We start from the raw sequence: 12,811 nt of genomic DNA on the forward strand, positions 1-12,811 counted from the left end.
CGCAGGTCTCCTCAGGCCTTCGGCGGCGGAACGGGCAGCGGCTGCGGATTGACGGCGATGGGCGGCGGCTGGGCGGGCGCCAGGCCGGCGGCGTCCTTGATGGCCGCCCGGATCCGCTGGTAGGTCCCGCAGCGGCAGATGTTGCCATCCATGGCCGCCGAGATCGCCTCATCGGTGGGCGCGGGCGTGGTGTTCAGCAGGGCGACGGCGCTCATGATCTGGCCCGACTGGCAGTAGCCGCACTGCGGCACGTCGTGCTTCACCCAGGCCTGCTGCAGCGGGTGGTTGCCCCCAAGGCCCTCGATGGTGGCGATCTTCATGGTCCCCACAGCCGAGATCGGGGTGGAGCAGGAGCGGATCGGCTGGCCATCGGCGAGCACGGTGCACGCGCCGCACTGGGCGACGCCGCAGCCATATTTGGTCCCGGTCAGCCCCAGTTCATCTCGCAACACCCAGAGAAGCGGGGTGTCCGGCCCGGCCTGCACCTGCAGCGGCTTGCCGTTCACATCGAGCGTTGTGGCCATAATCAAATCCCCGGGAACGCCTGTCCGTTGGTCATCCTAGCTGCGTTCAGATCGTCGGGTAAGCCGGGCAGCCTTGCGCCCGGCCGATGATGCGATAGCAATGCTCCGCGACACGCGCGCCATACCCATTCTTCAAGGAGAGCCGATTTGTTTCGTTCGATTTTCGCTGTCGCAGCCCTGAGCCTTGCCGCCAGCCCGGCGCTCGCCGCCGACGGCGGCCAGCTGTTCAACATGCAGTGCAAGATGTGCCACACGGGCGGCCCGATGGGGCCCTCGCTGACCGGCGTGGCGGGCGCGAAGATCGCCTCGAAGGAGTTCAACTACTCGCCGGCCCTGAAGGGCAAGAGCGGGACCTGGACCGACGCCAACCTGGACGCCTTCCTCAAGGCCCCGGCTCAGTTCGCGCCCGGCACCCGCATGATGGTCTCCGTGCCGTCCGAGGAGAACCGCGCCGCCATTATCGCCTACCTCAAGACGCTGAAGTAGGATCGGGCGCATGGACGCCTTCCCCGCCTTTTTCCCGCTCGCTGGCCGTACGGTCGTCATCGCGGGGGAAGGGGAGGGCGCCGAGGCCAAGGCGCGGCTGTTCGACGGCTCCCCCGCCGATGTGCGTCGGCTCAGCGGGGCCGACGCTCTCAGCCCGGTCTCATATCAGGGGGCGGCCCTGGCCTTCGTGGCCAGCCCGGACGACGCGTTCGCCACGGCAGCCGCGGCTGCGGCCCGCAAGGCGCACGTGCCGGTGAACGTCGTCGACCGGCCGCAGCTCTGCGACTTCACCACCCCGGCGGTTATCGACCGCGGCGAGGTGGTGGCGGCGGTGGGCACGGCGGGCGCCTCGCCCATGCTGGCCACCCTTCTACGCCACGACATCGAGGCCCGCGTGCCGGAGGGCGCCGGCCGCGTGGCCGCCCTGTTCCGCAGCCTGCAGGACGAGGTCCGCCGGGCCCTGCCCGAGCCGCATCGCCGCCGCGCCTTCCTGCGGGCGGCGCTCACCGGCCCAGCCGCCCAGGCGGCCATGTCGGGCGACATGCAGGCCGCCGCCGACCGGCTGCGCCAGGCGCTGGCCGACGATGCGCCCGGGCTCGGCGTCATCCAGGTGCTGGACGCCCGCGGCCCCGCCGACAACCTCAGCCTCAGGGCGAGCCGGGCCCTGGCCGCGGCCGACGTGCTGGTGTGCGATCCGGGCGTCGACCCGAACGTGATCTCCCTGGCCCGCCGGGACGCGGAACGGCTGGCGCCCCAAGATCTATCGCCCGAGCGCCTGCGGCGGCTGGTGGAGGACGGCATGCGGGTTGTCCGTCTGCACGATGGCCACGTGCCGACGGAGGACTTCGCCGCCGCCGGCGTGACCATCGAGGTGCTCCCGGTGGTGGAAGCTTGAATTATACCCGGATGATATTGCCGGTGGGTTTTTACCCGGGTAGATAGCGCGCTCCCTCTGGAGTGCGCTATGCTTGACCCTGTTCCTTCCGAGCGGCGCGCCCAGGTGGCGGCCGCGCTGCTTTCCGCCTTTGGCGTGACCGCTCCCGACGCCCCGCCCGCGCAGATCAGTGGCGGCATGTCCGGCGCCGCCCTGTTCCGCATCCGGGTCGGCGGCATCGCCTACATCCTGCGGCTGGAGCCGCCGGCCTCGCCCCCGTTCGGGGATCCCGTCCGCGCTCACGCCTGCATGCAGTCGGCCGCCGACGCCTGCTTGGCTCCCTCCGTGCGGTTCGCCGATCCGGCGACGGGCGTGGTGATCATGGACCTGGTCCCCGAGCAGCCGCTCGCCGACTATCGCGCCGGCCGCCAGGCCATGGTCGTGGAGCTCGCCCAGGCGGTGCGCCTGCTACACGCCACGCCCGCCTTCCCGCCGGCCGTGGATTACCTGACGGGGATGGACGAGATCGTGCGCTGGTTCCGCGGGGCTGGCCTGTCCTCTCCCGAGGCTGAGGAGCTGGTCGCCCGGTTCGAGCGCTTCCGCGAAACCTACCGCACGCCGCCGGCCGACCTAGTCTCGAGTCACAACGACCTGAACGCCCGCAACGTCCTCTACGATGGTCGGCGGCTGTGGCTCATCGACTGGGACGCCGCCTTCCTGGCCGACCGGTATGTGGACCTGGCGGCCGCCGCCAACTGGTTCTGCCGCGGGCCGGCGGAGGAGGATCTCCTCCTGCGCACCTACTTCCTCGCCGAGCCGACGGAGGCGAGGCGTTCGCGCCTCTTCGTCATGCGCCAGGTGAACTACCTGTTCTACGGCCTGATGTTCGCCTTGAGCGGCGCCGCGGCCGCCACGCCGGGCGCGGCGGATCCGTCGCGGGCGCAGCCGCATGCCGTCCTTCGGGACGAACTTGCGGCCGGCCGCCTGGACCTCTGGCAGGCTGCCAACCGGCTGGCTTATGGCGCGGCGCTGCTGCGGGAAGCCCTCGCCGGCTTCCGCAGCACGGACTTCGCCGATCGGCTCGCCGCTGCGGCCTAAGAATCCAGTGAGCGGCCCTTCGTCTCCGGCAGGAGGAACAGGCAGGTCAGGACGCTGATCAGCGTGAAGGCGAAGGGGTACCAGAGGCCCGAGTAGATGTCGCCGACGGCGGTCACGATGGCGAAGGCGGTGAAGGGGACGAAGCCGCCCACCCAGCCGGTGCCCACGTGGTAGGGCAGGCTGAGCGCCGTGTAGCGGATCCGCGTCGGGAACAGCTCGACCAGGCAGGCTGCGATCGGACCGTAAAGGGCGGTGGCGGCGACCACGAACACCAGCAGCACGCCGAAGGCGCCGATCAGGTTCATGCGGGCGGGATCGGCCTTCTCCGGGTAGCGGGCCACGGCCAGGCCCTGCTTGATCTGGCGTTCGACGGAAGCCTTCAGGGCCTTGGTCACCTCCGGCGGATGCCCGCTGGCGTCCACGGAGTTGATGATGGCGCCGCCGATGCGGACCTGCGCCGGGGCGCCAGGGACGCCGGGCTGGGTGGTGTAGGACACGCCCGCATTGGCCAAGGTGCTCTTGGCGATGTCGCAGGAGGTGACAAACTGCGCCCTGCCCACCGGGTCGAACTGCAGCGAGCAGTCGGCGGGGTCGGCCACGACCACCACCGGCGTCCGCGCCTCCGCCTCGGCCAGCGCCGGGTTCAAGGTCTGCGACAGCAGGTGAAAGCCCGGGAAGTACGCCGCCAGCATCAGGGTCATGCCGAACAGCATCACGGCTTTGCGGCCGAGTTTGTCGGAGAGCCAGCCGAAGAAGACATAGAGCGGCGCGCTGGCTGCAGTGGCCGACAGCATCAGGATGTTGATGGTTGCGGGCGGCGCCTTCAGGAAGCGCTCCATGAAGGTCTGCACGTAGAAGAAGGCGGTGTACCAGACGGCGCCCTGGGCGAACATGATGGCCGCAAGCGCGATCAGCACCAGCTTCAGGTTCGGCCAGGTTCCGAAGGCCTCCTTGAAGGGGGCCTTCGAGTGGGAGCCCTCTTCCTTCATCTTGGCGAACGCCGGACTCTCCGAGAGCTTCAGCCGCATCCAGACCGACACGGCCAGCAGCAGGGCGGAAACCAGGAAGGGGATCCGCCACCCCCAGGCGTCGAAGGCTTCAGGGCCGGCCAGCTCGCCCACCACGACCCGTGTGACGAGGATCACCATCAGCGCGCCGAAGAGGCCGATGGCGGCGGAGGTTTGCACCCAGCTCGTGGCGCGGCCGCGGGCGCCGGGCGGGGCGTGCTCAGCCACATAGATCGCGGCGCCGCCATACTCGCCGCCGAGCGCGATGCCCTGCACGATGCGCATCAGGACCAGCAGCGCCGGCGCGATCAAGCCGGCTTGGGCGTAGCTGGGCAGCAGGCCGATGGCGAAGGTGGCGCCGCCCATCATCAGGACGGTGGCCATGAAGGCCCCCTTGCGGCCGGCGCGGTCGCCGATGCGGCCGAAGATCAGCGCGCCAAGCGGTCGGAACAGGAAGCCCGCTCCGAACATGGCCAGGGCGGCGATATAGCCCGCCGTCTCGGGCAGGCCCGAGAAGAAGGTGCGGGAGATGACCTGGATCAGGCTTCCGAAGACGAAGAAGTCGTACCACTCGAAGGCTGTGCCGGCTGCCGACGCGGCCACGACCGTGGTCAGCGAGGTCTCCTTCTTCTGCGCCCCAGCCTGATCTGCGGTGATCTCCGCCATACGTTTCTCCCCGGACTTGACGGCAAGCTGTAGCACCGCTCTGCGAAGCGTTGGAAGGCGGTGGCGGAGAATGGACAGCGGCGGGCGAACCGCCCAAGGCTGCGCCCGTTCTGGACGGGCAGCTGGAGAACGCGCTTTGCAGGACATGAGGGACTATCCGGAAGGGCGGCTGGAGTATGTGGCCGCGCCGGCCGGTGTGGGTGCAGCTCCGCCGCCGGCCGAGCCGCCGCCGCCGGAGGCGCGCGTCTCCGTCTGGCGCCGGCGGCCGGTTCAGATTGCGCTCGCCGCCGCCGCCGCTCTGGTCCTGCTGTTCCTCTGGCTGAGCTGGGCCCTGCCGGTGGGCCGCGCGCTGGAGCCGCTGGAGAGCCCGACGCTGGTGCTGGTCACCGCCGACGGCAAGCCCTTCGCTCGGCGAGGGTCGTACAAGGAGGCGCCGGTGGAGGTGGAGCGGCTGCCCGAGCATGTGGCCGGAGCCTTCATCGCCATCGAGGACCGGCGATTCTACCGGCACTTCGGGCTCGACTTCCGCAGCATCGCTCGGGCCGCGGTGACCAATGCAGAGGAGGGGGAAGTCCGCCAGGGCGGCTCGACCATCACCCAGCAGCTGGCCAAGAACGCCTTCCTCACCAACCGGCAGACGCTGCGGCGCAAGGCGCAGGAAGCGCTGATCGCCCTCTATCTCGAGGCGCGGCTGTCCAAGGAAGAGATCCTCTCCAGGTACCTGTCTTCCGTCTATTTCGGCGACGGGGTGTTCGGACTGCGCGCGGCCGCCCGGCACTACTTCAACAAGGCCGCTGAGCAGCTCACCGCCGGAGAGGCCGCCATGCTGGCCGGCGTGGTGAAGGCCCCTTCGAGGTTGGCCCCCACGGAGGATTTCCAGGCCGCTCAGCGCCGCCAGCGCGTGGTGCTGGCGGCCATGGTCGAGCAGGGGATGCTGACTCCGCAGCAGGCGCGACAGGCGCGCCGCGTCCGCCTGCGCGAAGGCCGCGCCGTGCTGCCGGTGGGTTCCTACTTCGCCGACTGGATCTCGGCTGACACCAAGCGGGTGTTCGACCGCGCCTACGGCGAGGTGCGGGTGCAGACCACTCTGGACTCGGTGCTGCAGGCCCAGGCGCAGCGGGCGATCCGCCGCGCCGTCGGCAGCGCCCGAGGCCAGCGCGCCACCCAGGCCGCGCTCGTGGCCATGCGCACCGACGGCCGGGTGGTCGCCATGGTTGGCGGCCTCGATTACCAGAAGAGCCAGTTCAATCGCGCGACGCAGGCGCAGCGGCAGCCGGGCTCGGCCTTCAAGCTGTTCGTCTACCTGGCGGCGCTGCGCCGCGGCTACACCCCCGACAGCGCCATCCTGGACGCGCCCCTGCGCCTCGGCGACTGGACCCCGCAGAACCACGAGGGCGAATACGCCGGCCGGCCGGTGCCGCTGCGCGACGCCTTCGCCCGGTCCAGCAACGTGGCGGCCGTGCGCCTGTCCGAGCAGGTGGGCCGCCAGAACGTCATCAGTGCGGCGCGCGATCTGGGCGTCCGCTCGGATATCCCCAACGATCCGACCATCGCGCTCGGCACGTCCCAGATGTCCTTGCTGGAGCTGACCTCGGCCTATGCCGCGGTCGCGGCCGGCCAGGCGCCGGTGCGTCCCCGCGGCCTGCTGGTGGAGCCGGCCTACGGTCCGTTCGGCGGCCCGCCGCGGCCTCGCGCTCTGAACCGCCGCGAGCGGGACGGCCTCTTGGTCCTGCTGCGCGACGTGGTCACCCGCGGCACGGGCGCCGGCGCCAACCTCGGCGTCCCGGTCTACGGCAAGACCGGCACCAGCCAGGATTATCGCGACGCCTGGTTCATCGGCTTCACCGGGGACCTGGTTGTCGGCGTCTGGGTCGGCAACGACGACAACACGCCGATGAACCGGGTGACGGGCGGCAGCATCCCCGCCCGGGTCTTCCGCGAATTCACCAGCTTCGCCGCCTCGCGGCAGGACTTCCGCCAGCCCGCGGCCGTCGCGGACGAGGCCGAGACCCTGGACCTGGAGGCTATCGCCCCCGAGCCCCTGGAGCTGCCGCCCTTCGAGGGCGCGCCCACCGACGAGGCGCCGCTGGACCTGCCGCCCGGCGCAGAAGCGCCCCCGCCGGTGGCCGTGCGTCCGGACGAGTTGGCCGTGCCGCCGCCCGAGGTCGACGAGCCTGCGCCCGACGACGAGCCCGCGGAAGCGCCAACGCCATAGGGCGGCGGGGCGCGCGCCGCCAGCCGCCTACTTCCCGTAGGCGTAGGCGCTCACCAGGTCGAACAGGTAGTCGCGGCCCTCGTAGACCGAGCTGACGCGCAGCCGTTCGTTGAGGCCGTGAGCTCCGTTGCCGTCCGGATCGCCGAACACGCCGGGCGCGCCATAGACCGGGATCTTCGCCGGCCCGAAGTAGCGGCCGTCGGTCGCGCCAGCCAGCATGGACGGGATCAGCGGCACGCCCGGGAAGTGCTTGGCCGCCACCGCCTTCATCGGGCCGATGACCTTGGGGTCGAGAGGCGGCTGGGTGGCGATCGGGCGGACCGGCTGCACCGTCTCGATGCTCACCCGCGGATCGGCCACCACCTTGACCAGGGTCTCGCGGGTGCCTTCCACGGTCTCCCCGGGAAAGATCCGGCAGTTCACGATCGCGGTCGCCCGCTGCGGCAAGGCGTTGCTGGCGTGGCCGGCGTCGAGCCGCGTGGCGACGCAGTTGGTGTGCAGGATGGCGTTGACGTTCGCGTCGGTCGCGGCCACGCGGGCGGCCTCCGCGTCGGCGGGGTTGGCCAGCAGCTTCTTCAGCGCCTCGCCGACCGCGTCACCCGCTTGTGCGCGAAGGCCGAAGCCCACCCGCGTCGTGTCGTTCAGCCGGGTTGGGAAGACATAGCTGCGGATCTTCAGCAGGGCGTCGGCCAGCTCGTAGATGGCGTTGTCCGGCCGCGGCCGCGACGAGTGTCCGCCCGGATTGGTGACGGTGAGCAGATAGCTCTGGGCGGTCTTTTCGCCCACCTGGACGCCCATCCGCTCCTTGCGGCCCTCGGCGTTCAGCTGGCCGCCGCCGCCCTCGTTCAGGGCGAACTCGGCACTGATCAGCTCAGGGCGGTTGCGCACCAGCCAGTCGGCGCCGTTGAAGGCCTCGGCCGTCTCCTCGCCGCAGGTCAGCGCCATCTTCACAGTGCGGCGGGGCGGCTTGGCCGCCGTCTTCATGCGGATCAGGGTGTCGACCCAGATCGCGTCCATGGCCTTCATGTCGGCCGTGCCGCGACCGTAGAAGTAGCCGTTCTCCTCGATCAGGGTGAACGGGTCGCTGGTCCAGTCCTCGCGCCTGGCCTCCACCACGTCGAGGTGGCCAAGCAGCAGGATCGGCTTGGCCTTTGCGTCCGAGCCCTTCAGCACGGCGTCGATCGAGCCTTCCTTCGGGTGCGACGGCTCGGTCAGCAGGTGGATGTCGCCTTCGGCGAACCCGGCCTTGCGCAGCCGGGCGCCCATCTTGGCGGCCGCCTCGGTGCAGCTGCCGGAGGAGAGGGTGGTGTTGGTCTCCACCAGCTCTTCGTAGATCTCACGGAAGGCCTGCTGGTCCGGCCGCGGCCCCTGGGCCTGCGCGTCCGCCGCGCCGGCCAGCATGGTGGAGCCGATCAAGGCCGCCAGGATCTTCCGCATACGCACCCCCGCTGTTCGGGGGCCAATCAAGCACGGGGGCGCCGGCGCCGGAAGAGGTCAGGCGACAGCGATCTCCAGCTGCGTCGGCTCGGCACGCGCAGGCGCGCTGATGCGGGCGATCTCGGCGATCAGGGCCGCTGGGGAGATCGGCTTGCCGACAACCCCGTCCATGCCCGCGTCGAGGTAGGACTGGCGCTGGTGCGAGAGCACGTTGGCGGTGAGCGCGATCACCGGGGTCGCGGCTACGGGGCCGGGCAGGGCGCGGATGCGGCGTACGGCTTCAAGCCCGTCAATGCCGGGCATCTGCACGTCCATCAGCACCAGGTCGAAGCCGCCACGGCCGGCGGCCTCCACGCCGAGGTAGCCGTCTGCCGCCGTCTCCACCGAGGCGCCCAGCTGCTCCAGCATCTTGGTGGCGATCATCCGGTTGGTGGCGTTGTCCTCGACCACCAGCACCCGCACGCCGTCCAGGATGGCCTCGGAGCTTTCCTCCTGCGGCGCGGCGGCTTCGGCCGGCTCGGCGGCCACCTCCAGCCAGAAGGTGGAGCCTTCGCCTTCCACCGAGCTGAAGCCCACGTCGCCGCCCATCATCTCGGCCAGCCGCTTGGTGATGGCGAGCCCAAGGCCCGTGCCGCCGAACTTGCGGGTCGTCGAGGCGTCGCCCTGGTCGAAGCGCTGGAAGATGCGCGGCTGGGCCGCCGCCGGGATGCCGACGCCGGTGTCCTGCACCTCGAACCGCAGGCGGCCCTCTGCGGGCGACGAGCACCGGATGGTGACGTGCCCCCGCTCCGTGAACTTCACCGCATTGCCGACCAGGTTGAAGAGCGCCTGGCGCAGGCGCACGGGGTCTGAGCGCACCCAGCCCAGCGCGGGGTCCGCGTCGAGACGAAGCTCCAGGCCTTTGCCTTGAGCCTGCGGCCCCAGCAGGCGCACGACGCCATCGGCCAGCAGGGCCGGGTCGATCGGCTCGCAGGCCAGCTCCAGGCGGCCCGCCTCGATCTTCGAGAAGTCCAGGACGTCGTTGAGCAGCTCGGCCAGCATGTGGCCGCAGTTGAGCGCCTCCTCCAGCATGGCGCGGCCCTCGCCAGAGAGGCTTTCCTTGCGGAGCAGTTGCAGCACGCCCATCACGCCGTTCAAGGGCGTGCGGATCTCGTGGCTCATGTTGGCCAGGAAGGCGGCCTTGGCCTCGCCGGCCGCTTCCGCGGCGCGTTGCGCCTCGATCAGCGCCAGTTCCTGCCGCTTGTGGGCGTCGAAATCGTGGATCAGGCCCACGGCTTTCAGCCAGCGGCCGTTCCGGCCGACCTTCAGGTGGTGGACGACCCGGACCCAGCGCTCTTCGCCGTCCTCGCGCACGATGCGGGCCTCGAAGGCCTCGCCCGAGTCCTTGTCGCCCGCATGGAGGGCGCGGAAGGAGGCGCGCACATGCTCCAGGTCGTCGGGATGGAAGCCGGGGTAGCGGAGCTGGGTGGCCTCTTCGTAGGTGCTGCGCCGGCCCTTTCCGGTCAGCTTCTTGAACTCCGGCGAGCACCAGAAGCTCTTGTTGACGTGGTCGATCTCGTAGACGCCGGCGCCGGCGGCCTCGAGGGCGAGCTTCAGGCGCTTCGCGTTCTCCAGCGCCTCGCGGCGGGCCAGCCGCATGCGGGCCTCGCCCTCGCGGGCGGCGTCGCGAGCCTCCACGAGCTCGGTGATGTCCTGCGAAAGGCCCTTCAGCGCGTACACGCCGCCTTCGCGGGGCTCCGCGTGGAAAGTCGCGCGCACGGTGATCCAGCGACCATCCTTGCGCCGGATCCGGTGCTCCAGCTGAGCAGAGCCGCCCTCCAGCGTGCCCTTGCGGAGGGCGGCGAAGACCATCGCCCCCTCGGCGGGATCCAGCTGGGCCATGAACTTCTCGGGGGTGTCGACGTCCTCGGCCTCGAAGCCGGTGAGGGCCAGGAGTTCGTCGGACCAGTAGATGCTATGGCCGCCCGGCTCGAACGACCAGATCCCGACCCCCGAGGCGGCGCCCAGCAGCTTGCGCTCGCGCCGGGCGTCGTCGATCTCGGCCTCGCGGGCCATCTCCTCGCTGGCGTCGCGCATGGTCACGATCAGCGACTGGTCGGGCATCTTCTTGCTGCGGGCCGACACCCACAGCCACTCGCCGTTCTTCTGCAGGAGCCGGATCCGGCTCTGGCGGACGTCGCCCTCGGCCATCTCCCGGACCCGCTGCTGCACGCTCGGCAGGTCGTCGGGGTGGATCAGCTCGCGTATGGAGCGGCCGATGAGCTCGGCCTCGGGCCAGCCGCTCACGCGCACCCAGGCGGGGTTCACCAGCTTCAGCACGCCGCCTGGTCCGGCCACATGCATGAGGTCGCCGCTGTTTTCGAACAGCCAGCGGATCATCTCGTCCTTGCAGGCGGCGCCGGATTTGCGCGTTCGGCCCATGCGTTCCCCTCAACCGGGGAAGGCTAACATTAGCCTGGTAAACGTAAGGTTCTGATCGCCAGCGACTGTTTTAGAAGGCGTTCTCGCCCGTGATCGCCCGGCCCAGGATCAGGGCGTGGACGTCGTGGGCGCCCTCGTAGGTGTTCACCGTCTCCAGGTTCGAGGCGTGGCGCATCACGTGGTACTCGCCCGAGATGCCGTTGCCGCCGTGCATGTCGCGGGCGACCCGCGCGATGTCCAGGGCCTTGCCGCAGTTGTTCCGCTTCAGCATCGAGATCGCCTCGGGCACCCAGGCGCCTTCGTCGATCAGCCGGCCGAGCGCCAGCGCGCCTTCGAAGCCCAGCGCGATCTCCGTGGACATGTCGGCCAGCTTCTTCTGCACGAGCTGGCGCGACGCCAGGCTGCGGCCGAACAGCGAGCGGCTGGAGGTGTAGTCCCGCGCCGCGTGGAAGCAGAACTCCGCCGCCCCCATGGCGCCCCAGGCGATGCCGTAGCGGGCCTTGTTGAGGCACGAGAACGGCCCCCGCAGGCCCTTCACGCCCGGCAGCATCATGTCTTCCGGCACGAACACGTCCGCCAGGGCGATCTCGCCGGTCACCGAGGCGCGCAGCGACAGCTTGTTCTGGATCTTGGGGGTCTCGAAGCCCTTGGCCCCCCGCTCCACGAGGAAACCTCGGATGGTGTCATCCAGCTTCGCCCAGACGAGCGCCACGTCGCTGATCGGGGAGTTGGTGATCCACATCTTCGCACCGTTCAGCACGTAACCCCCGTCCACCTTCTTCGCGACGGTGCGCATGGAGGCGGGATCGGAGCCGCCATCGGGCTCGGTGAGGCCGAAGCAGCCGATGATCTCGCCCTTCGCCATCCCGGGCAGGAACTTGCGCTTCTGCTCTTCCGAGCCGAACGCGTAGATCGGGTACATGACCAGAGAGGACTGCACGCTCATGGCCGAGCGGTAGCCGCTGTCGATCGCCTCGATCTCGCGGGCGATCAGGCCGTAGGCCACGTGGTTGACGCCGGCGCAGCCGTACTCTTCCGGAATGGTCGGCCCGAGGAAGCCGAGCTCGCCCATCTCGGTCATGATCTCGCGGTCGAACCGCTCCTCGGCGTAGGCCGAGACCACGCGGGGCAGCAGCTTTTCCCGGGCGTAGGCGCGGGCCGCCTCCCAGACCATCCGCTCGTCCTCGGACAGACGCGCCGCGAGGTCCAGGGGGTCGTCCCAGCGATAGGTCTTCTGGCTGGCGCCGGTGTCGAGCGGCATGGGAGTCCTCCAAGTCTGGTCGCCGGCCTTATGGCCCCATTTCGCGGCGGCGGGTAGGCCCCGCCATACCTAGACTTCGGACCACATCCTGAGAAGGTTGTGATAGGAGCCCGTCAAGGAGACCAGCTCCGGTTCGCCCGCGCCCACCCGGGCAGCGAGCTGCTGGATGGCGACGTCCATCTGGAACAGCAGGGCGCGGCGCTCGTCGCTGCGCACCATGCTCTGGATCCAGAAGAAGCTCGAGACCCGCTCGCCCCGCGTCACTGGCGTCACCTCGTGCAGGCTGGAGGCCGGGTAGAGGACCATGTCGCCGGCCGGCAGCTTCACCGAATGCACGCCGAACGTGTCCTCCACCTGCAGCTCGCCGCCGTCGTAGGCTTCGGGGTCGGTGAGGAAGAGGGTGGCCGAGAGATCGCTGCGGATGCGCGTCCTGCCGTCGCGCGTCTGGCGAATGGCGTTGTCCACGTGCACGCCGAAGCCATGGCCCCCGCCATAGCGGTTGAACAGCGGCGGGAAGACCGTCTGCGGCAGGGCGGCGGCCACAAACATCGGGGTGCGTTCCAGGGCGTCCAGCACCCGCGCGCCGGCGGCCCGCGCCGCGTCGCTGCCTTCGGCTAGCTGCAGGTTGCGCTTGGCCAGCGCCGACTGACGCCCCGACGTCGCGTTGCCGTCGACCCATTCAGCGGAGTCGATCAGGGCCCGGAGCTCGGCGACCTGGTCGGGGCTCAGCACCTGGGGGATGTGCAGCATCATGGACTACCGTCTCCGGCTTGCGCGAAGACGCCCCGCCGGCGGCGGCCGACGGGGCGTCACGAGCCTGAT

At 70.3% G+C, this 12,811-nt stretch carries 10 protein-coding genes; 4 read left to right on the top strand and 6 right to left on the bottom strand.

All coding sequences use genetic code 11. The annotated features are described in order from the left end of the window. Window positions 1-11: 11 nt before the first annotated feature. Entirely contained in the window at window positions 12-524 is a 513-nt protein-coding gene (locus tag VIL67_RS05800) for a (2Fe-2S)-binding protein (protein ID WP_332047888.1), read from the bottom strand. A 147-nt stretch (window positions 525-671) separates the two neighbouring features. Here VIL67_RS05800 and VIL67_RS05805 point away from each other — a divergent pair, with 147 nt between their 5' ends. The 3 genes from VIL67_RS05805 (at window position 672) to VIL67_RS05815 (ending at window position 2,982) form a co-directional block, all read left to right on the top strand. Then, window positions 672-1,010 carry a c-type cytochrome gene (locus VIL67_RS05805; RefSeq protein ID WP_332047889.1) on the top strand — a complete coding sequence of 113 codons (339 nt, stop codon included), beginning with the start codon at window positions 672-674 and terminating at the stop codon, window positions 1,008-1,010. A 10-nt stretch (window positions 1,011-1,020) separates the two neighbouring features. Next, entirely contained in the window at window positions 1,021-1,905 is an 885-nt protein-coding gene (locus VIL67_RS05810; RefSeq protein ID WP_332047890.1) for a precorrin-2 dehydrogenase/sirohydrochlorin ferrochelatase family protein, read from the top strand. A gap of 69 nt (window positions 1,906-1,974) precedes the next feature. Then, window positions 1,975-2,982, top strand: coding sequence for a phosphotransferase (locus tag VIL67_RS05815; RefSeq protein ID WP_332047891.1), 1,008 nt, complete (start codon window positions 1,975-1,977; stop codon window positions 2,980-2,982). Here VIL67_RS05815 and VIL67_RS05820 read toward each other — a convergent pair. Beyond that, entirely contained in the window at window positions 2,979-4,655 is a 1,677-nt protein-coding gene (locus tag VIL67_RS05820) for an MFS transporter (protein ID WP_332047892.1), read from the bottom strand. The genes VIL67_RS05815 and VIL67_RS05820 overlap by 4 nt on opposite strands. 145 nt (window positions 4,656-4,800) lie before the next feature. Between VIL67_RS05820 and VIL67_RS05825 the strand changes: the two genes are divergently transcribed. Further along, a complete protein-coding gene (locus VIL67_RS05825; protein WP_332047997.1) occupies window positions 4,801-6,870 on the top strand; it encodes a transglycosylase domain-containing protein in 2,070 nt (689 codons plus the stop codon). A gap of 27 nt (window positions 6,871-6,897) precedes the next feature. Here the strand turns inward: VIL67_RS05825 and VIL67_RS05830 are convergent, their stop codons facing one another. The 4 genes from VIL67_RS05830 to VIL67_RS05845 all read right to left on the bottom strand — a co-directional run bounded on the left by VIL67_RS05830 (window position 6,898) and on the right by VIL67_RS05845 (window position 12,742). Further along, on the bottom strand, window positions 6,898-8,307 hold the full coding sequence (locus VIL67_RS05830) for a M20/M25/M40 family metallo-hydrolase (protein WP_332047893.1): 1,410 nt from the start codon (window positions 8,305-8,307) through the stop codon (window positions 6,898-6,900). 57 nt (window positions 8,308-8,364) lie between these two features. After that, window positions 8,365-10,728 (bottom strand): PAS domain S-box protein, encoded by a 2,364-nt coding sequence (locus tag VIL67_RS05835; protein ID WP_332047894.1) that lies wholly within the window; start codon window positions 10,726-10,728, stop codon window positions 8,365-8,367. A 70-nt stretch (window positions 10,729-10,798) separates the two neighbouring features. Next, entirely contained in the window at window positions 10,799-11,989 is a 1,191-nt protein-coding gene (locus VIL67_RS05840; RefSeq protein WP_332047895.1) for an acyl-CoA dehydrogenase, read from the bottom strand. A 69-nt stretch (window positions 11,990-12,058) separates the two neighbouring features. Beyond that, entirely contained in the window at window positions 12,059-12,742 is a 684-nt protein-coding gene (locus VIL67_RS05845) for a Fe2+-dependent dioxygenase (protein ID WP_332047896.1), read from the bottom strand. Window positions 12,743-12,811: the final 69 nt, after the last annotated feature.

It is taken from the genome of Phenylobacterium sp. (genome assembly GCF_036563385.1).
Lineage (GTDB): Bacteria > Pseudomonadota > Alphaproteobacteria > Caulobacterales > Caulobacteraceae > Phenylobacterium.

Bases quoted from the DNA above. Each gene is read 5' to 3' on its own strand.
- VIL67_RS05800 (WP_332047888.1), bottom strand. From the start codon at position 524: ATGGCCACAACGCTCGATGTGAACGGCAAGCCGCTGCAGGTGCAGGCC.
- VIL67_RS05810 (WP_332047890.1), top strand. From the start codon at position 1,021: ATGGACGCCTTCCCCGCCTTTTTCCCGCTCGCTGGCCGTACGGTCGTC.
- VIL67_RS05815 (WP_332047891.1), top strand. From the start codon at position 1,975: ATGCTTGACCCTGTTCCTTCCGAGCGGCGCGCCCAGGTGGCGGCCGCG.
- VIL67_RS05820 (WP_332047892.1), bottom strand. From the start codon at position 4,655: ATGGCGGAGATCACCGCAGATCAGGCTGGGGCGCAGAAGAAGGAGACC.
- VIL67_RS05825 (WP_332047997.1), top strand. From the start codon at position 4,801: ATGAGGGACTATCCGGAAGGGCGGCTGGAGTATGTGGCCGCGCCGGCC.
- VIL67_RS05830 (WP_332047893.1), bottom strand. From the start codon at position 8,307: ATGCGGAAGATCCTGGCGGCCTTGATCGGCTCCACCATGCTGGCCGGC.
- VIL67_RS05835 (WP_332047894.1), bottom strand. From the start codon at position 10,728: ATGGGCCGAACGCGCAAATCCGGCGCCGCCTGCAAGGACGAGATGATC.
- VIL67_RS05840 (WP_332047895.1), bottom strand. From the start codon at position 11,989: ATGCCGCTCGACACCGGCGCCAGCCAGAAGACCTATCGCTGGGACGAC.
- VIL67_RS05845 (WP_332047896.1), bottom strand. From the start codon at position 12,742: ATGATGCTGCACATCCCCCAGGTGCTGAGCCCCGACCAGGTCGCCGAG.